This is a genomic window from Larkinella knui, from assembly GCF_003858645.1.
Classification (GTDB): Bacteria; Bacteroidota; Bacteroidia; order Cytophagales; family Spirosomataceae; genus Larkinella; species Larkinella knui.
Map to the genome: position 1 here is coordinate 1,005,170 of NZ_RQJP01000003.1, position 25,142 is coordinate 1,030,311.

Below are 25,142 nucleotides of genomic sequence, written 5' to 3' on the forward strand. Positions count from 1 at the left end.
TATTGAGTGGTTGAGTGAATTAGTGATTGAGTGAATTAAACCTGATTTATCCGCTTTTCACTCAATCACTAATTCACTCAATAAGTTAGAATTGTACGTTCGCGCCGATGGTAAACGTCCGCGGGTTCGGGTAGTGGCCCGTGTCTACGTTCATCAGCTTGATGCTGTTGTTAAAAGAGCCGATTTCAGGATCGTAGCCCGAATAATCCGTGAACGTTTTCAGGTTCTGAATCGACCCGTAAATCCGCAGGTTCGTCATTTTCACCTTGCTCAACAGCGTTCTCGGAAGCCGGTACCCCAGCGTGATGTTCTGAATCCGCCAGTACGAAGCGTCTTCCACGTAGCGGTCCGACATGGCCGTGTTGTTCTTGTTGGTGGTCGTAAACCGGGGCAGCGCGCCGTCCGTGTTGGTTTCCGTATACCGGTCGTTCACCGTGCGCATCTGGTTCGACCACGCATTGTTCAGACCTTCCAGTTGCCAGCGGAGGAAGTTATAGGCTTTGGCGCCCTGACTGCCCTGTAGGAAAAGTGAGAAATCGAAATCCTTGTACGTCAGTGAGTTGGTCAAACCCCAAGTAAATTTCGGGAGCGGACTACCAATGAACGTCAAGTCCTGGGCGTCGATTTTGCCGTCGCCGTTGATGTCTTTGTAGCGAATATCGCCCAGCCAGGTTTCGTTCTGATTCACCTTATAGCCAAACTGTGGCAGGCTCTTGTCCAGATCGGCCTGGGTGCGGAACAAGCCGTCGGTCACCAGCCCCCAGAACGAACCCACCGGATTGCCGGGCGTCGTGTGCGTGATCAGGTAGTTGTTGTAATACACTTTCCCATCCAGCGCCGATGCGGCACTAGCCGCGCGGTCGTAGGTGTTTTTGAACTGGGTCAATACCGCATTGGTTTTCCAGGTGAAATCGCCTTTTTTGATGTTGGTGGTCGTGATGCCGATATCCACCCCGGTATTGGTCATCTGACCCGCGTTGCCCAACGGCGCTTTCAGGTCATCCCACTGGTCACCCACCCCGATCAGGTTCGGCCCGGTCAGGAAGATGATCATGTCGGACGTCACTTTCTTATACACATCGATGGTCGCGTCGATCCGCCCGTTCAGGAAACCCAGGTCAACACCGACATTGGTGGTTTTGACCGATTCCCATTTCAGGTTCGGGTTCGGAATCCCGTTGATCATGTTGGACGAACCGAAGCCCACCGGACCTGAGAAAAACTGAACCGCGCCCACATACGCCGGGTTGGGTGCGCCACTCGGGAAATTCTGGTTACCAACGGTTCCGTAACCGGCCCGAACCTTCATGAAACTCAGCACGTTGGCCACACTCCCTTTCATGAATTTCTCGTTCGAAACCGTCCAACCTGCCGACACGCCCGTGAAGTTCCCCCAGCGGTTGTTGGGCCCGAAGTTAGACGAGCCATCGGCGCGGAAACTGGCCGAAAGCGAATACCGGTCGTCGTAGGTATAGTTGGCGCGGGCAAACCAGGATTCCATCGCCCAGTGTCCTTTTCCACCGCTCAGCCCCCAGGTCGTCTGGTCGGAGCTACCGGTATTGAGGTCAAAAATATTGGCTTGCAAATCCACTTTCGTACCCGAAATCGACTGGTAATAAGACGATTGTGCCTGATGGCCTAAGGTGGCCTGAATACCGTGTTTACCAATGTACTTAGTGTAGTTCAAGTAGTTGGTAATCGAGTAGTAGTAACTATCCGAGCGCGAATCGATCAGTTTGCTGCGGAACGACGTCCCGCCCACATTACCGGCTTTCTGGAAAGCAACGTTGTTGTCCTGCCCCAGCGAATACGAAAGTTCGTTCCGCAAACTCAGGTCTTTCATCAGTTGAAATTCGGCATACAGACTTCCGAACACGTTGTTGGAGGTCTTGGTATTGCCCCGGTACTGGCTGTTTCCGACGAGGTTGGCGTTGTTGTACTGCACCCCGCCGATGGTTTGACCACCCCCCCACGAACCGTCGAGGTTTTTCACCGGAATCAGCGGGCTGGTTGCGGCTCCCCACCAGATGGTTCCCTCGGCGGCATCGGCCAGCGACACATCCTGAATGCTGCGGGATACGTTGGCGCTCAGGCCAACTTTCGCCCAGCTTTTCAACTGGGTGTCCAGGCTAAACCGGCTCGAATACCGCTTGAAATTCGAACCCAGCAGGATGCCTTTGTTGTCGAAATAGTTCAGCGACAAATAATACGTGGTTTTGTCTTTCCCCCCCGAAAAGCTCAATTGCTGGTTATTGATCGTTCCGCGCTGGAACATCGCGTCCTGCCAGTCGGTCCCCCGGCCCAGCAACTCCGGATTTTTGAACTCGTCCGAAACCGGGTTGCCGATGATCGGGAGCACTTCGTTCTGATACCGGGCAAAATCCTGCAGATTCATCAGATCCAGCCGCCGGGCCACTTCCGAAACGCCGGTATACATCTCGTAATTGATCTTGCCTTCGCCCTGCTTTCCTTTTTTGGTCGTGACCATAATCACCCCATTGGCGGCCTGAGAACCGTAAATGGCCTGCGCCGAAGCATCCTTCAACACATCGATGCTCTCGATGTCGTTGGGGTTCAGCATCGCCATCACACTATTTCCGGTCTGACCATCGCCCCCGCCCAGACCGGCATAGCCCGTACTGTTGGACGTATTACCACCGACAAACGGTACGCCGTCGATCACAAACAGCGGATCGTTGCTGTTGATGGACGTCACACCCCGGACTTTTACCGAAACCCCGCCACCGGGCTGACCGCCGTTGCTGGTTACCGTAACCCCGGCCGCTTTGCCTTGTAGTAACTGGTCGATCCCAGCCGCCGGAATGTCTTTCAGTTCGGCGGCTTTGATCGTCGTGATGGAGGACGTAACGTCGGAGCGTTTGGCGGTACCGTACCCAATCACCACGACTTCGTCCAGCGACTGGTCGTTCGGCAGCAGAATAATGGTCAGGTTGGTCCGGTTTCCAATCGTGACTTCCTGCGTTTTCATCCCGATGAACGAAATCACCAACACCGAAGCGCCCGACGGTGTATTGATCGTAAACCGGCCTTCGGCATCCGTGGTGGTGCCTTGCGTTGTGCCTTTGACAGACACCGTTGCACCGGGGAGCGTGTTGCCTTTGTCGTCGGAAACCACCCCTTTTACCAGGGCATTGACATCGGATTTGCCGACATTCGCATTCTTCAGTGACGCCATCACGACCCGGTTTTTCTCCGGAATTGCGACGGCATTGGTTTGGATCTGAGCGTAGACATTCGTCCAGTAGCTCATCAGCAAAACCCCCGAAAGCACATGTTTTATCATAATTTGTGAAATAAAGGGACAAAAAAGTGGTCACTCCCGAAAAAGCTGCGCTTTGAGAGTAGGAATAAAAAAACGGTTTAATGAGAAAAATCAGACCTTGTGCGGGCGAGGTGCCCGGTCAGTTCAGAACAGTTTGTTCGGCATGGCCTTAAAACTTCGGTTAAGCGTTTGGGATCAAATTATCAGACTGCCCCCAACCCCTTAAAGGGGACTTAAGCAGCTGGATTTTTAAAGTCCCCTTTAGGGGGCTGGGGGTAACATTATAAAACAGCCAGTGTATTCTTGACGAGTTTCTGCATCGGCAGCGAAATCATGACTGACGTTCCTTTGCCGGGTTCACTCTGCCACATCACCTGACCGCCGAGGTAAGCAATCCGGGATTTGATGTTGGCGATACCGTTGCCTTTGGATGGATTCGTTTCAAAATCAGCGCCCTTTCCGTCATCATCCACGCTGATCAGAATGGCTTCGTCGTTGGTCATCATTTGCACGGTAATCACTTGCGAATCAGCATGTTTTAAGGCATTATTCAGTAATTCCTGTACGACCCGGTAAATCATCACCGAAGCTTCGTCGCCCAAATCCGGAACTTCGCCGTAATGTTCCAGCGTCAAGGCGGTTTCGTTCACCAGATTGAGCTTCTGTACCAGATCTTCAAGCGCCGGAATCAGGCCAAACGTAGACAGCGCGTAGGGTCGTAAGTCGCTCGAAATCAGACGCGTTTCCGTGCAGGCTTCGTCCAGAAACTGATTCAGGGGTTCTTTTACCGACAGGGGCAGCAACTCCTGATGCGCTTCCACAAACAGCTTGATTCGCGAGAGCTGAATGCCCAATCCGTCGTGCAAATCCCGGGCAATCCGGCTCCGTTCGCCTTCCTGCCCTTCGATCATGGCCTGCAACGATTTCAGTTCCAGATCCCGAATCTGTTGCTGGGCAATAACGGTTTGTTGATGAGAAATTAATTTTTGTTGTCGTCGCAGGAAAACCAGCGCGCCAACACCCAATACACTGATAACCAACCCAATCGCCAGCATCGAATTCAGCATGTGCTGATGACGGCTCTGTTCCTCGACCAGCTGTTTTTCAACGGCCAGCGTTTTTACCTGACTGTCGAGTTCCTGCAACCGGATGCTTTTGGTCTGTTCAGAATAGTAAAACTGGTTCGTAAAATCCAGCGTTTTCAACGACGTCAGATACGCATTCCGGTAGTCTTCCATGTGCGAATAACTGTCGGCGGAATGCCGGGATAATTCCCGCAGCATGGACACATTTTTTTCCGATTCGGCCAGCTTATAGCTTTTCTGGTACGCGGCAATAGCGGCTTGCGGATGGTTTTTAAACTGCTCGACCAGCCCCAGATAAAAGTAATTCAGAGCGATCATCCAGTTGGTTTTCAACCGTTGCGACATGGCCAGGCTCCGAACCGCGAAATACCGCGCCGAATCGGGTTGTTTATTCCGTAAATAACTGTTAGCCAGCAAATTCATGGCATACGCCTGTGAATATTCCTGCTTGTATAAGGCACTCATCCGCTCGGTTTCCCGCAGTTCCGTGATCAGTTTTCCAGGAATCAGCTCTTTCTTCTGCGCCAGATTGGCAAAGGCCAGCCGGCACTCGATAACTTTTGGCCGGTTCTGCTTCCGCACAAAAAACTGCAATGCTTTTCGAAGATATTGCTCGGCGTACGGTTGCATAAAAACGTCCTGGGTATAATAGTCGCCGATCAGGATGTGGACGTTGTAATACCCCAGCGAGTCACCACGAAGGTGGTAATACTTCATGCCATTGAAATAAGCATCGAGCGTGTACTTATTGTAACCATACTGTTGATGGTAAAGCCAGCCTAACTGTTCGTAGGAGCGGGCCACCTGTTCATAATTCCGGTCCTGAATCAGTTGCCTGATCTGGTTTTTCAAACTGTCGACAGCCGACGATCCCGACCGGGCCTGAACAGTCTGAAAAAAGCCAGCCAGCCCGAGGAGCAAGAGAGCTCCGCAGCAGTATTTTCGGGACAGGGTAACAATCAGACGAAACATCATTGGATCATTCTTGGAAAGAACAACAAGTTTTCCAGATTTGGTTCAGCTTAAAGTCTATAAAACCTATTGAGAAGCAACTTTATTGTGTCTGTATTCAAACCGGCTGTCAGTCAATGCATTGCAGTTCCATCGCCGTTTTAATTAGCAAAGCGGTATTTGGAACACTGAACTTCATAAGCAGACTGCTGCGGTGAAATTCAATGGCTTTCACGCTGACAAACAGTTGGGTAGCCATCTGTTGCGTCGTCAACCCCTGCGCAATCAGGCTCAGGACTTCCGATTCGCGGGGCGTCAGGTTGGGCTTCAGACCCGCTCCACTGCCCGACTTCCGGTTTCGGGGTTCGTCATGCAGTAAAATTGTCGTGATGATCTCATTGAAATACGGTTTTTCATGATGAACCGTCCGAATCGCCTGCAACAACTCAACCTTGGTCGTATTTTTCAGTAAATACCCTTTGGCTCCTTTTTTCACCACCCGTTTAATCAGACTCGCATCGTCATGCATGGTCAGGGCAATCACTTTCGTCGCCGGGTACATCCGGGTAATGTGCTCACAAAGCGCCAGTCCATCTTCAACCTGCGGGAACGAAATATCCAGCAAAATTACATCGATTGGCGTGTGGCTCAGCTGTTTGATAACCGACGACACATCAAAACAACGCGCGGCAACCTCAATCTCCGATGAACCTGAAATCAGCGATTCAATTCCTTCAACGAACACATTATGGTCATCCGCAATCAAAACTCGTATCATCAATTCTTTTACTTTAACGGGTATAGGTACCTCAGGAAATCCGCCCCTCAATCGATGCCGGGATCGACACCTCGCTGCACCAACCCTTTTCAACCATTCCGAACGAAGTTTCAGTACCGGTTCAACACACGATCGGCGATTTTAATTTGACCCTTCAGCGTTTCAATTGCATGAAATCGATAAATAGAATATTGTTTAGCAAAAATAGGACAAAGCGGGTAGGTAATAAAATAGGGGAAACCCCCATTTTTTGAAATTTAGGGAAAACCCTAGCAAATGTCCCAAAGCAAAGCGGGTCAACAGGCCATCCTTCCAGCACTGATTCGTAGCCGAAACGATCGTTAAAATCGATTCGCTGCCAAATTTCTACCAGTAAACAAGCCAATTCGGCGAGTCGCCCGCTATTTTTTCTTTGCCGCTTTCTAACCTGTCAACTTTGTATCGGCCAAAGAAAACGGCCACAAGGGGAGGCCGAAAACCTGACCAGAGTAGGCACACAAACACACCAGTTTAAATTATCATGAAAAAGCAACTTTCAAAAATCACACTGAAGACTGACAAGATCATTTCCTTATCAAAATCGCAGGCTTCAAACGTCATCGGTGGTCAAAAACCGACGGCATTCGGATGTACGACGAAAGGTTATTGCCCAGCCGGTATTTGATTTCCGGGGTGAACTGGAAGGAAGCCGCCAAAAGTCTCCGGATGAGTAGGCGGCTTTTCAGGCCTGCGCCAGAACGGCCTGTTGATAATTTCCTACTAGATACCAACCTACTACTACCAGTTACAAGGTGTGATTTCAGTGTGAACGTCCAATCTGCCAGCTTTGTATCGGCCAAAGAGAAGAGCCACAAGGAGACGCCGAAAACCTGACCAGAGTAGGCACACAAACACACCAGTTTAACTTATCATGAAAAAGCAAATCGCAAAATTGAGCCTGAAAACCGACAAAATCATTTCTTTATCGAAAGCACAGTCTTTGAACGTGATGGGTGGCCGTCCAAAAGACAAGACCATCGGCGGATGCACGACGGCAGGCTATTGCCCCACCGAACTTTAATGAATCCGGTCAAGTCAGCTCTGGCTTAGCCCTCTCACTACCAACCTATTAAGCAGCATTTGGCTCCAAATGCTGCTTAATCTTATTTCCAGTCCTTCAGTTTAAGCCCGAATAAAATCCACTTACCAATCATGAAACTTGGTCTTCTCGAGTTCGGAACCGGATGTGTCAGTCCGATGGATATTGTTGAAAATGTGCTGGAATACGCCCAGCAGGCCGAAACGCTGGGTTACACCCGGTTTTGGCTGGGCGAACACTACGGCGCTTCGTCGGCCTATAGCAATCCGGAAGTGCTGCTGCCCATCATTGCCGGTTTGACCAGCGAAATGAAAATAGGCGTTGCGGGTTTGCTGATGGCGTTTCATAATCCGTACCGGGTGGCGTCTTCGTTTAAAGTTCTCAACAACCTGTTTCCCAACCGAATCGACCTCGGCATGGCCGGCGGAGGGGTTCCGCCCGAAATGGTACCACTTCTCGTACCTGACCTTGATTTTTCTACGCCGGCCGCTAAGGTGCATCAATTTGTTAAAAACTGTACGGCGGTTTACCAGTATATCTACGCGGCCGAAAACGCCCACCAGATTGTTCCCTTCGGCGGTTTTCTGCCCACAATCTGGGCGTTGACGGCGGGTCTGAAAAACGTTTCAGCGATTGCCAGCCAGCCGACTTCCCTTTGCAAATCCCTGTTTCATACCGAGATTATCGACCACCATCGGGAGGCTGAAAAATTGCACGAATACAAGGCGGTATTCTACCAAAATCACGGCAGGGAGCCGGAAATCAATCTGGCTTTTGCCGGAGTCTGCGCTGAAACGAGCCACGAAGCCCGTAAAATCCGGGAAGAACTGGAGCGGCCCGTTAGCGTCTTTAACGAACTCGTTGGCTCACCGGCTTACCTGCTGGATGAGCTGTCGAGGTTACAGGAAATCTACCAGGTGGATGAATTCATCTTCATGAATATGGCCGAACAAACGAGCCATAAACTGACGGGTATCGAAATGCTGGCCAACATTCTTCCTCACTACACGGGCTCCGCTTACGCGCCTGAAGCCGTAGCCCACTTGATATGAACGCACCCATGACGGTTCCGATGGCCACCAACCGGGGTTTACTCGACCGGGTTTACCGCCACATCCATCAGCAACCGGTCGATAACGATGTGGCGCTGTTGAGCGGCCAAATGGGATACGCCCTGCTGGAAGCCTACGCGAACCGGTATTTCGGACAAACGGACGACAGCCGCATCTGGGAACGCGTCGCGGTCAGTCTGGACGCGGTTCAGAACGGCGAACTGATTCACTCCTTCGCGGGCGGTATGGCGGGCGTGGCTTGGGGATTTCTGCATCTCTGCAACCACGGTTTGCTCCAGACCGACGAACTCGACGCACAGGATATTGTGGCGGACCTCGACGAGCCGCTCTTCGAATTGTCGCTGGAACAGCTCCAGAAAGGCGATTATGATTACCTCCACGGCGGACTGAGTGCGGCTTTGTATTTTTTGGAACGCCGACCTTCTGCCGCCATAACCCGCTATATAGAACGGCTGGTCAAAGGATTGTCGGACACCGCCATCCGGTTTCCCAACGGCGATATTACCTGGTCGTTCGATGATTTTGGCCGCCGGAAGGCGGGTCAGTCAATGGTTTATAACCCCAGCCTTTCGCACGGCACGGCCAGCATCGTGTCAATTCTGAGCCTTTTTTACGAACGCAACTACGCGAAACGGACCTGCGCCGAACTCATTCAGGGAACGCTCCAGTGGATGTGGAACCACCGCAACCGGTCGGGGAAGAGTCTTTTTCCGACGGTATTAACCGACGTTCGTGAAGACCACGACAGTCGCCTGAGCTGGTGCTACGGCGATCTGGGCATTGCCAATGCGTTCTGGCTGTGCGGGCAGAAACTCGAATACGCTCCCTGGCGGGCAATCGCCCGTGAAATGCTGTTGAAAGCCGCCCGGCGACGAGAGTTGGAAGACACCCATGTTTACGATGCGGGACTTTGCCACGGATCGACCGGCGTAGCCCATCTTTTCCGGCGATTGGCCCGGCAGTTCCCCCATCCCCTGCTGACCGAAGCCGCCGATTACTGGATGCAGCAAACGCCGTCGTATGCGCTTTCGGCACCGGATGAAAACGTGTTTCTGGCGTATGACTCCGGCAAATACGCCCCGAACCTGGGCTTGCTCGACGGCGAAAGCAGCATTGGATTAGTTCTGCTCGCGGAGTTAGGTGCCCCGATGGACTGGGAACGCTTTCTGTTACTTTCCTGAAAACGGATTCCATTCGGGCCAATTTCCACCAGTTATTAACTGAATGCCACCAGCTACAAGTTGCGGCTTCCTGATTCATTCATAACTCACGATGTTTGTATCGGCCAAACAGAAAAAGCCGGGGGGACACCGAAAACCTGAACAGAGTAGGTACAACACACCAATTTTTAAAAACAACTCTAATGAAAAAGCAACTTTCAAAACTCTCATTGAAGACTGACAAAATCATCTCTTTATCCAAGAATCAGGCGCAGAACGTATTGGGTGGAAAACCGAAAGAAACCCGCACGGCTTGTACCAGCAAAATTTGTGAACCGTAATCCGTTTACACTTTCGGATTAAATCGATTCGTTGGCGAATTTGCACCAGTCATTCACGCTTATAGACCACTGGTTAATTGAAATTTCCAAATCAATTTCAAACGTTCCAGGTTTGTAATAGCCGAATCAAAAATCAGTAAGGGGATGCCGAAAACCTGACCAGAGTAGGCACTTAAACAATCAAGTTAAAACAACAAATCATGAAAAAGCAAGTTTCAAAAATCACCTTGAAAACCGACAAAATTATCTCTTTGTCCAAAAACCAGGCCCTGAATGTAATCGGTGGACGTCCGCACGAAACCGCTTCGGCTTGTACCAGCAAAATCTGCGAACCGTAAGCACGAACGGCATACGTCTCTTCTCCAAACCGGAGAACTATATTCGATTCTTTCTTTACCTAAGTTGAATCGCTGACCGGAACGAGGGGGTTTAACACTCCTTCGTTCTTTCAGTATGTTGCCATACCCCTACACACACTCCTTCCTTTTTGGTCATGAAAACGACTGCCTTCGAAACCGCTTTTGTTCGGGTTCCCATTGCCGGTTTTTCCGCCATTGAAAACCCCGACTGGACGAAGCTCGGCCAGCAACTTCACAGTCCGGCTTTTCTGGAAGCCCTGTCTATTGCGTCTCCGGCTTTGTACCAAGAAGCCATCCAGTTCGATTTCAGCCGTCAGCCCGACGAAAAATCCCGGCGGGTTTTGTATTCACTGATCAAGTATTTATCCCGGTATGCCACCCGATGCACTCCCTTTGGTTTGTTCGGCGGTTTTGCCACGGCCCCGGTCGAATCGTCCCAGTCCAGTCTGCGTATAGGGGCCACCGGGAAGCTGAAACGGATTGTGCGGCTCGACATGAATTACCTCTGTGCCCTGGCGCAGGATTTGGAGAAACACCCCGACGTGAAGCACCACTTACGGTTTTTCCCGAATTCAAGCCTGTACGAAATCAACGATCAATACCGGTATGTAACCTATCGGTATGAAAACGGCCAGCGGGTTCACCACCTCAGCAGCGCCGAGAAGAGTCCGTATTTGGCCGATATTCTGCATAAAAGCAAGCCGGGTGTTCGGGCCGAAAGCCTGAGTGCGGGCTTAATCGACGAGGAAATCAGTGCGGATGATGCCCGGGATTTCGTCGAGTCGGTGATTGAAGCCCAGTTGCTTGTGAGCGAACTCGAGCCCTCGCTGACCGGTGAAAATTTTCTGGAACAAATTCTGACTATTCTCCAAGCGATTGACAACCAGCATCCTTCTGACGAGTTAGCCCGTATTGTGGCCTTGTTGCAGGAGGTTAAAGTTGATCTGAAAGACCTCGAACGTGAGGAACACGAGACTTCCATCGAACTTCTGAGCCAGGTCGAGCAAAAACTGAGCCGCCTGTCTACGCCGTTCGACCGTAAAGTGCTTTTCCAGATCGACACCTATCTACCCACGCTCTCCGGCCAGCTAAACCGGGGCCTTCTCAATAAATTAGTGTCCAAAATTCCAGCGCTCCTGAAGCTTTCTCCCACCGGCGAAGGGGCGCTGGAAGAATTTAGAAACCGGTTTTACGATCAGTATGAAGACGAGGAAATACCGCTCGTCGTTGCGCTCGACCCCGAAATTGGCATCGGTTTTCCGGCAAATCAGGAGCCGTATGATGATTCCCCGCTGGTGGATGGCGTCGTGGCCGGAGCCGCCACCGCAGCCCGAAAAACCTGGACGGTAAGTCCGGAACAAGCGTTTCTGTTTCAGAAAATAGCGGAAGCTCAACTGCATCGTACTCAACAGATTACCATCACGGAGGAGGACCTTCTGTCAATCGAACCGGCCCGCACCAGCCTGCCGCCCACGAATGCCGCGATGTTTTCGGTGATTCGTGAAAACGGCCGCGAAACGATGGTGCTCGATAGTTTTGGCGGAACGACCGGTACGTCGCTGCTGGGCCGTTTTGGCCATACCGACGCCACCGTTCTGGACCTCATCCAGCAGATCAGCGACGCCGAAGACCAGATCCGGCCCGACGTTATTTTCGCCGATATCATTCACCTGCCCGAAGCCCGCACCGGCAACATCATCATCCGGCCACAACTGAAAAAGTACCAGATTCCGTATCTGGGCAAAGCATCGGTGGACGGCGACCACCAGATTCCCGTGACGGATCTGGTCATTCGGGTGGTCGGAAACCGGGTGGTGCTGCGGTCGAAATCGCACAATAAAATCATCGTTCCCCAGCTTTCCAACGCCCACAATTACGCCCAGACCAATTCGCTGGACGTCTATCATTTTCTGTGCGCCCTGCAAAACCAGTCGGTTCGCCCCTATCTGGGTCTGGCGCTGGGTGCGGCCAGTTCGGTATTTGTCTTCATTCCCCGCATCGTGTTCGATACCATCATTCTGTCGGAAGCCCGCTGGAATTGCAAGGCGCAACAGGTCAAACCGCTGGTGACGGCGTTTAAAAAGTCGGATTGGCCAGGTCTGAAAATCGAAATCGATCGCTGGCGCAACCAGTACGGTATTCCCCGGCACATCTGTCTGCTGGATTCCGACAACGAATTGTACGTCGATCTGGAAAATCAATGGCTGGCCGAAACGTTCGTGAATGAAATCAAATCACAGGATAAATTTCAGATTAAAGAATTTCTCTTTCGGGCGGATAACGCCGTTGCCCAGTCAGCAGCGGGCTGGCACACGAATCAGTTCGTTGTTGCTTTTAAAAATGAGCCGGATTCACTCAAACCAGTTCCGAAACCGGCTACTGATGAATCTTTAAAAGTGGTTTCCCGCCAGTTTTTCTCGGGTTCCGAATGGCTATATTATAAGATTTACACCGGCATAAAAACCGCCGATTTCATTTTAACTACGGTTTTAAAACCGCTGGCAGACCGTTTTGAAACGCGGGGCTGGACAGATAAATTTTTCTTTATCCGCTACGGCGATCCGCAACTACACATCCGGTTTCGTTTCCACCTCATCAAGCCGGACTTTTTGGGTAAAATCATTCAGGAATTGCACGATGCGCTGGCTCCTTTTATCGCCAAAAAAGTCATAACGGCCGTAAAAAATGACACCTATAACCGGGAGCTGGAACGCTATGGACGCCATTCCATTGACGCCGTCGAACGGTATTTTCATGTTGACAGCCAGCTTATTCTCCAGTTTTTGAGCCTGATCGAAGGCGCGGAAGGCGAAGAATGTCGCTGGCGTTTTGGCATGAAACTAATAGATACCCTGCTGGATGATTTTGGTTTCGACCTGAAACAAAAACTCGATTTTACGGACGAACAGACCACCGCTTTCGGCCGGGAATTTGGGTATAATTCGGTCTTGAAAAAGCAATTGGACACCCGGTATAAAGTGATTGAAACCGCTATCGCGGAATTGTGGAGCGAGACGAATGAAGAGCATCAGTTTTTCTACGATCTGAACCGGCAACACCGGGAAACGTTGCGACCATTCGTGCTGACCATTCATCAACTGCGCGACGAAAATAAACTGGAAATTCCCCTGACGTCGTTGCTGGGCAGTTTGATCCACATGACCACCAACCGGTTGTTCCGCACCCGGCAGCGGTTTGTCGAATATTCGCTCTACTACCATCTCCATAAACATTACCGGGCCGCGTATGGCCGCACGGTGCTGGCTAAGAAAAATACGCCCGTCGAAGCCCTAGCCTGTTAAGCCATGAAGATCATGAAAAACGTTTTGAGGACCATACTTGGTGGCAAAATGAGCCCCTACGCACTGGTAGACCGGTTTCCACACCTCGATCAAAGCGCCGGAATGGATTGCGGCCCTACCTGCCTGGCGATGGTTTTCAAGCATTACGGGAGCGCGGACGTCCGGCACCAACTGACCAAACTGGCCGAAGTCAACACCGAGGGCAGCAGTTTGTACGACCTGATGGAAATCGCGGAAAGTTTCGGCTTCAAAGCGGAAGGCTACGAACTGGATTATGCGTATTTGCAGAAAATCCAACTGCCGTGCATCGCCCATTACGAAGGCCAGCATTTTGTGGTGGTGTATGAAGCCACGGACGCCTACGTGCGCGTCGCCGATCCGGCTTTTGGCAAGGCACGGTACGAAAAAGATGAGTTTTGCAATAAATTCAGCGGTATTGTGCTGGAGCTGAAACCGACGCCAGCGTTTTACGAAAGTCCCCGGCTGGACGAAGCCGTTAAAGAGCATAAGCAGAAAAAAGCATCGGTTTTTCGGCAACTTTACTTCCCGATTCTGAAGGAAGGCAAGCGCGTGCTGGCCGAGATTTTTCTGTTTTCGCTGGTGCTCGAACTGGTGGGGCTGGTGTTGCCGCTGTTTACGCAAACGATGCTCGACAACGTGCTGGTCAACCAGAACAAAAAGCTGCTGGTGGGCATTCTGGCGGGTTTGATGCTTGTTTTTGTCATCCAGGTCGTCCTGACCTACGGCCGCAGCATGCTCATGATGCACTACCGGTTTCGCTTCGAAACCGAGTTCATGGGTAAGTTTTTCGAACGGCTGATTTCGCTGAAACAGAAGTATTACGACAGCCGCAAACGCGAAGAATTCATGTCGCGGTTTCAGGAAGGAATCGGCATCCGGGCGCTGACCAACCCGATCATCATCCAGCAGTTTCTGGACGTATTCTTCATGCTGATTTACTTCCCGATTCTGTTCGGTTTCAACACGCAACTGGCGACCATTGCGCTGGTCTGTTTTGTGGCCTACGGCCTGACGACGGTTTATTTCATGCCCATCGTAAAAAACCTGCGGTCGAAAGTATACCACAAAAACCAGGCGTCGCTGGGCGGTTTTCTGGATACGGTTTTGGGAATCAAAACCGTCAAACTGCTGTCGCTGGAAAAATACAAACTGGTTCGCTGGAAGCAGCTGCACCGTGAATCGATCAATTCGGTGATGGCCGACGAGGAAAAGCAGATTCTGATCAATTCGATGCAGCGGCTCATCTTCATTTTCAGTCAGATAGCCGTATATTGGGTCGGTGCCTACCAGATTTTTACGGGCGAACTCACGATTGGTCAGTACATGGCGTTTACGGCCATTTTCATGATTCTGATGAACTCCATCAACAGCGTCAGCATGCTCTGGATGATGGTGACGCAACTGAGTGTCAGCTTCGGGAAGGTCAACGAGATTTTCCTGGAAGACGAGGAAATGGCCAGCGTACAGGAGCAGACTTCCCGGTTTTCGGGCAAATCGATCCGCTTCAGCAACGTCTCGTTCCGGTATCAGCAGAAAGACACGAAGTACGTGCTGAAGAATTTGAACTGCGAAATCCGGCAGGGCGAGCGCATCGGCATTGTCGGACGGAACGGCACGGGAAAATCCACGTTTGTCAAGCTCCTGATGAACCTCTATCCCGACTACGAAGGCCAGATTTTTTGCGACGATACCGAACTGCGAAACATTCACCCAAAAACCCTGCGCAAACACGTTCACCTGTTTCCGCAGGACACGTACGTTTTCAACGACACCATCAAAGAAAACATCCGCTGCGCCAACCTGTCGGCGTCGATCGATCGCATTGCGGAAGCCGCTCAACTGGCTGACTTGCACCAGTTTGTCAAGTCGAATCATTTGGGTTACAACCACATGATCGGCAGCTTTGGGAGTAATCTGTCGGGCGGACAAGTGTTGAAAATCGGTTTTGCCCGGCTTTTTGTGGCCGACCAACCCGACATCATTATTCTGGACGAAGCCAGCAGCGCGCTCGATGTGGAGACGGAACGCCGGATTCTGGACAACATTTACGAACGGTTTAAAGGCAAAACCATCATTTCCATTGCGCACCGACTGCACACGCTTAAAAACGTGGACCGGATTCTGGTGTTCGATGGCGGCACGATTGCCGAACAGGGAAACCACGGTGAACTGATCGACAAACAAGGCATTTACTACGATTTCATCAAAACCTACATCGACTATTAAGCCATGCATCCGTTGTTAGCTGACCTGGAAGTTACCCAGTTCGAAGATTTATACCACGTCGATGATGCGCCCATTGCCGACGTGCGCCAGCGAATCCTGAGCCGCCTGGGCTGGTTGGCCGTCCTGCTGGCGGTGGCTGGGGCCGGAATGGGTTTTGTGATTGAATTTCCGGATATGATCGCCGTGCCGTTCGTGGTCAAATCCGAAGTGGCGGAAGACATGTACCGGTTTCCGGCGACAATTTATGTGGAGAAGTCTTTCGTAAAACCGGGTCAGGCGGTGGCGGCCGGAACGCCTTTGCTGGAAGTGAGCGCCCCGGATGTGGCCGCATTGGTGTCGGATTGGTCGGCAGCCCACACAGCAGTTGACCAGTACCAGAAATACCGCACGACGTCGGCCGACAAGGAACGCCAGATTATTGAGCTGACCATTGCGCAGATTCGGGAAGATATTCGGTTGAAAGAAAACCAGATCGAAGTTCAGCGAAACAAATGGGCGTCGGAACGGGAGAAGTTGCAGTTTGAGCAGGAAGACGCCCGGCGGATTTTCAAAATCAACCAGGAGTTATACCGCACCGGCGACATCAGCAAAAATGACCTGAACGGCTACGAAGCGACGTTGCTGCGGGCGCAATCGGCCTACCAGTCGGGCACGCAGAATTTCGGGCAGGAAGAACGTTCGTTGCGCCAGCAAATCGAAACCAGACGGCTGGAAATGCTGAGTCTGGAAAAGCAGCTGACCAAAAAAGAGACGGATTTTCGGGGTGAAGGTGCCCAACTCCGCAGTTCGCTGGATGCCATGCAGAAACGCATTGAAGGGCGGTTTGGGAAATTTGAAATAACCGCCAACCACCACCTGATTCTGAAAGCCGAACGGGCGGGCACGGTTTCGTTCGTGTTCGAGGGCGAGAAAGAAGCCCCATCCGGCGCGATCATCCTGAAAATGATTTACAAAGCAGCGCCCCTTTACGCCTACACGCAGGTCAATTCGTCGCGCATCGGGCAGGTGAAGGTCGGGCAACCGGTGGTATTGAAACTGGATGCGTACCCGGTTTATGAATGGGGAACCGTGCGCGGCACCGTGCGTCAGGTTTCGATTACGCCCGATGAAAAAGGGCTTTTCAACGTTCAGGTGCAGTTGACGGATTATCAGCGGCTCAATAACCTCGTCCGAATCGGCATGCGGGGGAATTGCAACATCATTTTTGATGAACGCACGCTGTATGAGTACACGTTCCGAAACTTCAAAAAAGTAGCCAGTGAACTGACGGAGTGAGCGATCGTTCGTCGATCCAATAGGAACGCGGATTGGACGGATTAGACAGATTTACGCAGCTAAAAATCCGTTTAAATCCGTTTGATCCGTCCAATCCGCGTTCCCATCCAAAAGCTTTACGACAAAACCGGTATGCTTCATTGATCTTATCCATTATCTTCGTACTATAATCTAATCGCTGCGATTGGATTGACCCAAACCGGATTTAAAGGCTATTACTCAATGACCCCAATTAAACGCGTTCGAACACCACTGCTCCTTTCGGGCCTTTTCGCCGTTGCGGTGGTTTCCTGTATGAAAATGACGCCGACCGGTTCGTCCAAAACCGCCAGTGCACCGCTGGTGGTGAAAGAAGATCCGGCAACGGCCCAAACCCGCGCCAAGGAAATTCGGGACAATACCGTAGTCAAACTGGCCGATGGACTCAAACTGGACCTGTGGGCCTCGGATTCGCTGGCGCCCGATCCGGTGGCCATGTCCATCGATGATCAGGGACGGGTGTATCTGACCCGGACCAACCGCCAGAAAAACTCCGAATTCGACATTCGCGGCTACCGCCAGTGGATGACGCCGTCCATTGCCCTGCAATCGGTTGAAGACCGCCGGGCTTTTTTGCGCAGTACCTTCGCGCCGGAAAAAAGCAAGGAAAACCAGTGGCTGAAAGACCTCAACGGCGACGGCAGCCACGACTGGAAAGACCTGGCCGTTGAAAAAGACGAAGTCTGGCGGCTGGAAGACACCACCGGCGACGGCATTGCCGACAAAGCCACCCGGATTCTGAGCGATTTCTTCGAAGAAGTTTCCGACGTTGCCGGCGGGTTGCTGATCCGGGCCGAAGACGCTTTTGTCGCCATCGCTCCGGACATGTGGCGCTTGAAGGATACCAACGGCGACGGGATTATGGATCAGAAAACGTCCATTAGCCACGGCTACGGGGTTCACATCGGTTTTAGCGGCCACGGCATGTCGAACCCGATTGAAGGACCGGATGGCAAGATTTACTGGAACATCGGTGACATCGGTGCCAACATCACCACCGCCGAAGGGGTCAACCACAAGCGGCCCAACGAGGGAATCATCGCCCGCTCGAACCCGGATGGCACTGATTTTGAAGTGTTTGCGGGCGGTTTGCGCAATACCCACGAATTCGTTTTTGACGAATACGGCAACCTGATCAGTTCGGATAACGACGGCGATCACCCCGGCGAAAGCGAGCGGCTGGTGCACGTTGTCGAAGGATCGGATGCGGGCTGGCGGTCCAACTGGCAGTACGGCAAATACACCGACCCGAAAAACAACAGCTACAAAGTCTGGATGGATGAAAAACTTTACAAGCCCCGCTGGGAAGGACAGGCGGCTTACATCATTCCGCCGATTCAGAACTTCCACAACGGCCCGACCGGTATGGTCTACAACCCCGGCACGGCCCTGGGTTCGGCGTGGAAAAACAAATTTTTCCTGGTCGAATTTGTGGGAAACCCCGCCCGGTCGCCCATCTGGTCGTTCGGCCTGAAACCCAAGGGTGCTTCGTTTGTGCTCGATGGGGAGAAAAATATCCTGAACGGTATTCTGCCAACCGGTATTCGGTTCGGCCCCGACGGTGCCCTGTACATTGCCGACTGGATCAACGGCTGGGATACCAAAAATTACGGACGGGTCTGGAAACTGGATGTAACGGACGACAAAAATGACCTGAAAACCCTGCGGGCCGAAACCAAACGGCTGATGGTTTTGAATTACGGGACCCAGACCGAAGACATGCTGTTGTCGCTTCTGTCGAATCCCGACATGCGCATCCGGCAAAAATCCCAGTTTGAACTGGTGAAACGCGGAGCCAAAGGATCTGCGGTTTTACAGAAAGCCATCGCCCAAACCGGCAACCAACTCGCTCGCATTCACGGCATTTGGGGCATCGGGCAACTCGAACGGCAGGACAAATCCTACACGGCGTCTTTGCTCCCTTTGCTCAAGGATGCTGATCTGGAAATCGTGGCCCAAACCGCCAAAGTTCTCGGCGACGCGGCCGCTCCCGAAGCGGGTCCGCTGCTGATTCCGCTGCTGACGAGTCAGAACCCGCGGGTGAAGTTTTTTGGCGCTCAGGCACTCGGCCGGATCAAGTACCAGCCCGCCGTCGAGCCCCTGCTGAACCTGATTAAGGCCAACAACGACGAAGATGTTTATCTGCGCCATGCCGCCGTGCTGGCCCTGTCGCGCATTGGGCAGGTGGAACCGCTGGCTGCCCTGGCCAATAACCCCAACAAATCCCTGCGGCTGGCGGCCGTTCTGGTGTTGCGGAGATTGGGCAGCGAAAAAGTGGCGGTATTTTTACAGGACAAAGACGAATACATCGTTGCGGAAGCCGCCCGGGCCATCAACGACGATTTGTCCATTGAAAAAGCCTTACCGGCCCTAGCCGCGACCTTGAACGAAAACCGGTTTACGTCCGAACCGCTGCTGCGCCGGGCCATCAATGCCTGTCTGCGGGTTGGGGGTGACGAACAGTTGAATACGCTGATTGCCTTCACCAAACGCCAGGATGTGGACAAAGAACTGCGGGCCGAAGCCTTGACCACGCTTGGTACCTGGGCGAATCCGTCTCCGCTCGACCGCGTCGACGGACGGTATCGGGGTATTATTCAACGGAATCCGGCGGTTGTCAAGAGCAAAATTGAACCGCAGATCGATGAGTTGCTGCGCAACTCAGACCCGACGGTTTTAATCGCTACGGCGCAGATGATGAGCAACTTAGGCATTTCGGACAAAGCCGCCAGCCTGGCAAAAATCATGGACGAAAGCAAGTCGACCGAGGTGCGGTCGGCGATGTTGACGGCTTTGCATCAGTTGAAATACCCGCAGATTGAAACGGTGATCAAAAAAGGCATGAACGATCCGGATGCGGATGTTCGCACGACGGCGCTGGGGCTGGTGAGTGGCCTGAATCTGTCGCCGGAAGCCCTTTCTGACGTAGCGAAGGCCATTTTTGAGAAGGGCACCGTGCGGGAACAACAGCAATTGCTGCGGGTTCTGGGCGGTATGCCGGTGGCGAAAACCGAACCGATTTTGGCGAGTGTGATCGATAAAATGGTCAGCAAGCAATTACCGGCGAGTTTGGCACTGGAACTCGGCGAAGCCGTCGATTCCACCAAATCGGCGACATTGATTGCTAAACTGGCCCCGTTGCGGTCGACCGGAAGCGGAATGGCAGAATATCAGGATGCTCTTTTTGGTGGAAATGCGCAGATGGGTCGACGGATCTTCAACACCAATGCCAACGCGCAATGCGTTCGCTGCCACGCCATTGGCGGACAGGGCGGAGCCGTCGGGCCGTCGCTGACGCACATCGGGAGCACCTTAACCCGGGAGCAGTTGTTGCAGGCGCTGATCGAGCCGAGCGCCCGGCTTTCGCCCGGATTCGGGATGGTTTCGCTCACCCTGAAAGACGGACAAACCGTCAGCGGTATTCTTTCTGAAGAAACGGAGCACGAATTAGTCCTGAAAACCTCCGAAGCCGAACCATTGAAAGTGCCGCTGACGCGCATCGAAAAGCGGGAAAATCTACCCTCTAGCATGCCGCCCATGGGCTACATCCTGTCCAAACGCGAAATCCGGGATGTGGTCGAGTTTCTGGCGAGTCTAAAAAAATAAGGGACGGCTATCTCAGTCCCTTTATAAAATCCAAGAAGCTGTTCCTTCCTTTCGATATTTAGAAAGGAAGGAACAGCTTTTAGGTTATGGCCAACCCGTACATCAAATTCCTATCTTATCTTCCTTCGGCCGCCTTGTCCGCCCTGCAACGCTGCACCCCAACCAGGAGCGAGAAAAGCCTTACGACCCGACGCAAAAAGGCCGTCTGGAGTAATGGCTCTTGCGAAAAGAAGCAAATCTGCGGCCTGTGACCTGATTTTCCAGAAACATTTTTAAATCGTTCCGGTTAAAGTCAACAAGGTTTTTGAGTGAAAGCCCATCCTTTCAGGGCTTTCACTCAAAAACAGTTGAAACTTTGTCTGTATTCAATCAGTAAACCAATAGATGTTTCTACTTTAATAAGTAAGCCCGACTCTGTCACTTATTTTGCCTGTTCCTATACCGTCGTTCGTTCGAATTTCCGTCTTTCTGCTCAGTCTGCTGACCACATCCGGCTGGCTGGGGGCGCAGTCTTTTCGCCTTCCCCAACCCGGAGAGATCACCGATCGGCAGGGACTACCGCAGGCCTTTGTCCCCTCAATTGTTCAGGACAGGCAAGGATTTATCTGGGCTGCTACCCGCGACGGACTCTGCCGCTACGACGGCCAGCGGTTCAAAGTCTTTCAGCCCGACCCCGACGGGCGTCCCTCACTCTCCTTTGTCGGGCTGGACCAAATCGAACTGGACCGGCACGGACGCATCTGGGTGGTTTCCGAGCGCAAGGACATTGATATCTTCGACCCGCGCACCGAAACCTTTACCAATTTTTCCCGGCAAGCCGCTTTTCGCCGACTGGTCAAACCCGGTATCGGATTTACTTTATTCATTGATCGAAAGGATCGACTCTGGCTAAGGAATGGTCAGGGTATCATTTGCTGGGATGTCAACAAAAAACAGGGACACTGGTTTCGTCACCAACCCCAGGTAGCCACATCCATTAGTGCTGATGGCGTGTACGATGTGTCGGAAGACGCGAATGGGACGATTTGGCTGGCTACAACGAATGGTCTAAATCGCTTTGAGGAAGCTACCCTCAGTTTTACCCACCTGCGGCACCAGCCGGGCAATCCTCACTCCATCCCAGAGAATGGGTTATCCGCCATACGTTGCCGGCCAACGGGAGAACTCATGTTTTTTTCCCAGCACTACCTCACCCTCCTACACCCCCAAACGGGCCAGATGCGTTCCTACCGATTGCCGCTGCCGGCAAACGAACTGGCTGTTGCTCACGTCGCAATCGACCAGCAGGGAACGGTTTATTTCCAGCAGAATAATAATCTGTTTCGGTTTACGGATCAGCAGGGCATCCAGGTCTTGACCCACTGGGAGAAGCCCAACGATGCGTGCCGCACGCTGCTCATCGATCGAACCAACGTCTTATGGGTCGGTACGGTGGGGGCGGGTATCCGTACCTACGATCTACAGCCAAATCCCTTTCGGAAACGCCCCTACCACCAGAGCTTTTATCAGGATCTGCTGACCAACGATTCGCTGGGGCTGCCCCCCGTTTCTCCGGCGGCACAAGCCACCTTGCGCGGTTTGAGCAGCTATAATTTCCGATCGGCCTTCGATGGGGCGGGCCGCTTCTGGTTTAACGTCGGCACTTCGGATCTCTACCGGCTGGATCGGGAAACGGGCCAGACGGAGCATTTCCCGCTGCCGATTTCCTTTCGGTGGGAAACGGCGGTTTCCGTTCCTTGTCCAATGACGACCGATTCGCAGGGCCACGTTTGGGCCATCTACGGTTCATCCGCTTTCTGGTTTGATGAGATTAGAAAGCAATGGACCCGGTTCCAATACCCGATTTCTTTTCGCCCTGACGATAGAATCACGGAAGTGGTGGCCGATGAGCAGGCCCTTTGGCTGGCCAGCCAGACCAATGGGTTATACCAGGTTAACCGACAGACGGGGCAAGTCCGGCACTATGTCAACCGCCCCGGCGACGCAACCTCGTTAAGCAGCAATTCGTTGTACTGCCTGTCGGCCGATCCCGCCGACGCTAACCGGCTGTGGATCGGCACTTTTGGCAGTGGGTTGTGCCTGTTTGATAAACGAACGGGGCAGTTTCGCCGGTTTACCCAGGCCAATGGGCTGCCCAACAATGTCATTTACTCGGCCCTGCCCGACCCCGACGGGTATGTATGGCTGGGCACCAACAAAGGGTTATGCCGGATGAATCGCCGGACCTTTACCACCCAGACCTTTACGCGGGACGACGGCATCATGGCCGATGAGTTTAACCGCAACCACTACGCCCGGTTTCCGGACGGCAACCTGGTGATGGGCGGCCTGGAAGGGTTCACCCTGTTCAATCCTCGCCAGGTCGGTCAGGACAAATTTGAACCCCGCGTTGAGCTGACCGAGCTGCAAATCAACAACCAGCTCATTCAGCCTGATCTTCCGGACACGGCCACCACGCCGTCGGCTCACCGGTCGGCCCGGGAAACATCCGTTCTGGGAACGCTACCCATTCAGGCCACGGATCAGCTTACGTTAGCGCATAATCAGAATTACCTGACGGTTCAGTTTGCGGCCCTGCAATTCAATCAACCCAGCAAAAATCGGTACCGATACCGGTTAAAAGGACTGGAAAAAGGCTGGAAGCAGGTTGACCGGCCCGAGGCTATTTATACGAACCTGCCGGCGGGGGAGTACGTGCTGATGGTGAATGCTTCCAACACCTCGGGCCACTGGAGTCGGCATGTGCGCAACCTGACGATTACGATCCGCCCCCCCTTCTGGGCCACCTGGTGGGCGGTGGGCTTCTATATCCTGATCGGTTTGGGACTGGCCTGGGTCCTGCTCCAGATTTACCTGAATCGGCTCCAGTTAAAGCAGACCATTCAACTCCGGCAGAAGGAATCCGACCAGCTTCGGGCCGTCGATGCGATTAAAACCAACTTCTTTACCAACATCACTCACGAGTTTCGGACGCCGTTGACGCTGATCCTGGGGCCAACCGAACAGCTCATGAGCCACGATACGGAGCCGGCAAACCGTCGACGCTTATTACAAACCATTGAACAGAATGCCCGGCAACTCCTGAGGCTGATCAATCAACTGCTGGATCTGTCCAAACTGGAAGCCAGCGTCATGCCCGTCAACGAGTCGAGAGGAGACCTGACCGAATTCATCCGGCACTGGTTAGAACCTTTTCGTGATCAGGTATCGAGCCGGGGACTTAGCCTGGAGTTTCATTCCGAAGTCACGGGAGACTATTGGTTCGATGCCGAAAAGCTCGAACGAATTGTCTACAATCTGGCTTCCAACGCCGTAAAATTCACAAAAACCGGTTCCATTCGGGTATCGGTAGAAACCGCTTCGGGGCAAATCAGGCTGTCGGTTGCCGATACGGGCATTGGCATACCGGCCCAGCATCTGCCGCATATTTTCGACCGCTTTTATCAGGTCAATAACACCAATGCCACCCCGGGAACAGGCATCGGTCTGGTGCTGGTTCAGGAACTGGTTCGGTTGCAGGGCGGACAGGTTTGGGTCGAAAGCCAGCCCAACCAGGGCACGACGTTTGTGGTCACGCTGCCGTATCGAAAGGCCCAGGAGCCCGCTCCCGACCCCATCACCAGCCACCGGAAATTTGACCCGGATGCCTGGCTAGCCGCCGACGAGTCCATCGAACCCCGGGTGCTGATCGTGGAAGACCATCAGGAGCTGGCTCAGTTTATCGCCGACAGCTTACCCGAACACTACCGCATTCGCAAAGCCGTCAACGGACTCGATGGACTGGAACAGGCGCTGGAGTACCTGCCGGACCTGATTATTTCGGATGTGATGATGCCCGGTATGGATGGTCTGACGCTTTGTGGCCAGCTGAAAACCGACCTGCGCACCAGTCATATCCCGGTGATTCTGCTGACGGCCAAAGCCGCCGTCGACAGTCGGCTCGAAGGCTTGTCGCTAGGTGCCGATGACTACCTGACCAAACCGTTTCAGGTGGCCGAGCTCCAGTTTCGGGTTCGCAACCAACTGATGAGCAAACTCCGGCACCGTGAGTGGGTGCGGGCCAGTCTGACCACGCCCAGTCCGGCGGCAACCCCACCACCTACGGAACCGGAAGACCCGTTTCTGACCCGTCTGTATGAGTTGCTGGATGCGAATCTGAGCGACCCCCGGTTTGGCATTGAGCAGATGATGCTGGAACTGGGCCTGAGCCGGACCACCCTGTTTCGGAAGGTAAAAGCGTTGACGGATCTGTCGGCCAACGATCTGCTGCGGAACTACCGGCTCAAGCGGGCGACCCAACTGCTGCGGGCAGGCCAGAGCGTGAACCAAACCGCCTATGATGTGGGGTTCGAGAGTCCCGCTTACTTCAGTAAATGCTTCCGCGAACTCTACCAGCTCACCCCGCGCGAATTTGCCGCCCACTCCTGATCACCTTGCCCGTCTGGTTAGCTAGTTCATCCCCTTTGACCGATTTGTAACCGATCTGGACTATTCGTTATGGTATTTGGAACAGGCGTTATCGTCCATTTCTGTTTCTTCCAGTAGGTTTGTGACTGACTGTCAAC

Annotated in this window: 14 protein-coding genes; 11 read left to right on the plus strand and 3 right to left on the minus strand. The window is 52.8% G+C overall.

Features of this window, described 5'->3' with window-relative positions:
- Window positions 1-85: 85 nt before the first annotated feature.
- The 3 genes from EHT87_RS18130 to EHT87_RS18140 form a co-directional block, all read right to left on the minus strand.
- The gene (locus tag EHT87_RS18130; protein ID WP_124908052.1) at window positions 86-3,304 is read right to left on the minus strand and encodes a SusC/RagA family TonB-linked outer membrane protein; all 3,219 of its coding nucleotides are present in this window, start codon (window positions 3,302-3,304) and stop codon (window positions 86-88) included.
- A 260-nt stretch (window positions 3,305-3,564) separates the two neighbouring features.
- Window positions 3,565-5,343, minus strand: coding sequence for an ATP-binding protein (locus tag EHT87_RS18135; protein WP_124908053.1), 1,779 nt, complete (start codon window positions 5,341-5,343; stop codon window positions 3,565-3,567).
- Window positions 5,344-5,449: 106 nt separating this feature from the next.
- Complete coding sequence (locus EHT87_RS18140; protein WP_124908054.1) at window positions 5,450-6,097, minus strand: response regulator transcription factor; 648 nt, start codon at window positions 6,095-6,097, stop codon at window positions 5,450-5,452.
- 520 nt (window positions 6,098-6,617) lie between these two features.
- Between EHT87_RS18140 and EHT87_RS31865 the strand changes: the two genes are divergently transcribed.
- The 11 genes from EHT87_RS31865 (at window position 6,618) to EHT87_RS18175 (ending at window position 25,005) form a co-directional block, all read left to right on the plus strand.
- Window positions 6,618-6,761 carry a class I lanthipeptide gene (locus tag EHT87_RS31865; RefSeq protein WP_185716273.1) on the plus strand — a complete coding sequence of 48 codons (144 nt, stop codon included), beginning with the start codon at window positions 6,618-6,620 and terminating at the stop codon, window positions 6,759-6,761.
- A gap of 246 nt (window positions 6,762-7,007) precedes the next feature.
- The gene (locus EHT87_RS31375) at window positions 7,008-7,157 is read left to right on the plus strand and encodes a class I lanthipeptide (RefSeq protein WP_185716274.1); all 150 of its coding nucleotides are present in this window, start codon (window positions 7,008-7,010) and stop codon (window positions 7,155-7,157) included.
- A 131-nt stretch (window positions 7,158-7,288) separates the two neighbouring features.
- A complete protein-coding gene (locus tag EHT87_RS18145; RefSeq protein ID WP_124908055.1) occupies window positions 7,289-8,227 on the plus strand; it encodes an LLM class flavin-dependent oxidoreductase in 939 nt (312 codons plus the stop codon).
- Window positions 8,224-9,429, plus strand: coding sequence for a lanthionine synthetase LanC family protein (locus EHT87_RS18150; RefSeq protein WP_229321162.1), 1,206 nt, complete (start codon window positions 8,224-8,226; stop codon window positions 9,427-9,429). Before EHT87_RS18145 ends, EHT87_RS18150 begins: the two co-directional genes overlap by 4 nt.
- 182 nt (window positions 9,430-9,611) lie before the next feature.
- Window positions 9,612-9,749 (plus strand): class I lanthipeptide, encoded by a 138-nt coding sequence (locus EHT87_RS31870; protein ID WP_221622034.1) that lies wholly within the window; start codon window positions 9,612-9,614, stop codon window positions 9,747-9,749.
- Window positions 9,750-9,949: 200 nt separating this feature from the next.
- Window positions 9,950-10,087, plus strand: a complete 138-nt coding sequence (locus EHT87_RS31380; protein ID WP_185716275.1) for a class I lanthipeptide — start codon at window positions 9,950-9,952, stop codon at window positions 10,085-10,087.
- 155 nt (window positions 10,088-10,242) lie between these two features.
- The gene (locus tag EHT87_RS18155) at window positions 10,243-13,410 is read left to right on the plus strand and encodes a lantibiotic dehydratase (RefSeq protein ID WP_124908056.1); all 3,168 of its coding nucleotides are present in this window, start codon (window positions 10,243-10,245) and stop codon (window positions 13,408-13,410) included.
- A gap of 48 nt (window positions 13,411-13,458) precedes the next feature.
- Window positions 13,459-15,657 (plus strand): peptidase domain-containing ABC transporter, encoded by a 2,199-nt coding sequence (locus EHT87_RS18160; RefSeq protein ID WP_221622035.1) that lies wholly within the window; start codon window positions 13,459-13,461, stop codon window positions 15,655-15,657.
- A gap of 3 nt (window positions 15,658-15,660) precedes the next feature.
- Window positions 15,661-16,932, plus strand: coding sequence for an HlyD family secretion protein (locus EHT87_RS18165; protein ID WP_124908058.1), 1,272 nt, complete (start codon window positions 15,661-15,663; stop codon window positions 16,930-16,932).
- A 222-nt stretch (window positions 16,933-17,154) separates the two neighbouring features.
- Window positions 17,155-20,577: a DUF7133 domain-containing protein gene (locus EHT87_RS18170; RefSeq protein ID WP_124908059.1), complete on the plus strand. Its 3,423-nt coding sequence runs from the start codon at window positions 17,155-17,157 to the stop codon at window positions 20,575-20,577.
- 426 nt (window positions 20,578-21,003) lie between these two features.
- Complete coding sequence (locus EHT87_RS18175; RefSeq protein ID WP_124908060.1) at window positions 21,004-25,005, plus strand: hybrid sensor histidine kinase/response regulator transcription factor; 4,002 nt, start codon at window positions 21,004-21,006, stop codon at window positions 25,003-25,005.
- The last annotated feature ends 137 nt before the right edge of the window (window positions 25,006-25,142 follow it).

What these genes read in the sequence shown, in the direction of transcription:
- EHT87_RS18130 (WP_124908052.1), bottom strand. Translation starts at nt 3,304, where the DNA reads ATGATAAAACATGTGCTTTCGGGGGTTTTGCTGATGAGCTACTGGACG.
- EHT87_RS18135 (WP_124908053.1), bottom strand. Translation starts at nt 5,343, where the DNA reads ATGATGTTTCGTCTGATTGTTACCCTGTCCCGAAAATACTGCTGCGGA.
- EHT87_RS18140 (WP_124908054.1), bottom strand. Translation starts at nt 6,097, where the DNA reads ATGATACGAGTTTTGATTGCGGATGACCATAATGTGTTCGTTGAAGGA.
- EHT87_RS31865 (WP_185716273.1), top strand. Translation starts at nt 6,618, where the DNA reads ATGAAAAAGCAACTTTCAAAAATCACACTGAAGACTGACAAGATCATT.
- EHT87_RS31375 (WP_185716274.1), top strand. Translation starts at nt 7,008, where the DNA reads ATGAAAAAGCAAATCGCAAAATTGAGCCTGAAAACCGACAAAATCATT.
- EHT87_RS18145 (WP_124908055.1), top strand. Translation starts at nt 7,289, where the DNA reads ATGAAACTTGGTCTTCTCGAGTTCGGAACCGGATGTGTCAGTCCGATG.
- EHT87_RS18150 (WP_229321162.1), top strand. Translation starts at nt 8,224, where the DNA reads ATGAACGCACCCATGACGGTTCCGATGGCCACCAACCGGGGTTTACTC.
- EHT87_RS31870 (WP_221622034.1), top strand. Translation starts at nt 9,612, where the DNA reads ATGAAAAAGCAACTTTCAAAACTCTCATTGAAGACTGACAAAATCATC.
- EHT87_RS31380 (WP_185716275.1), top strand. Translation starts at nt 9,950, where the DNA reads ATGAAAAAGCAAGTTTCAAAAATCACCTTGAAAACCGACAAAATTATC.
- EHT87_RS18155 (WP_124908056.1), top strand. Translation starts at nt 10,243, where the DNA reads ATGAAAACGACTGCCTTCGAAACCGCTTTTGTTCGGGTTCCCATTGCC.
- EHT87_RS18160 (WP_221622035.1), top strand. Translation starts at nt 13,459, where the DNA reads ATGAGCCCCTACGCACTGGTAGACCGGTTTCCACACCTCGATCAAAGC.
- EHT87_RS18165 (WP_124908058.1), top strand. Translation starts at nt 15,661, where the DNA reads ATGCATCCGTTGTTAGCTGACCTGGAAGTTACCCAGTTCGAAGATTTA.
- EHT87_RS18170 (WP_124908059.1), top strand. Translation starts at nt 17,155, where the DNA reads ATGACCCCAATTAAACGCGTTCGAACACCACTGCTCCTTTCGGGCCTT.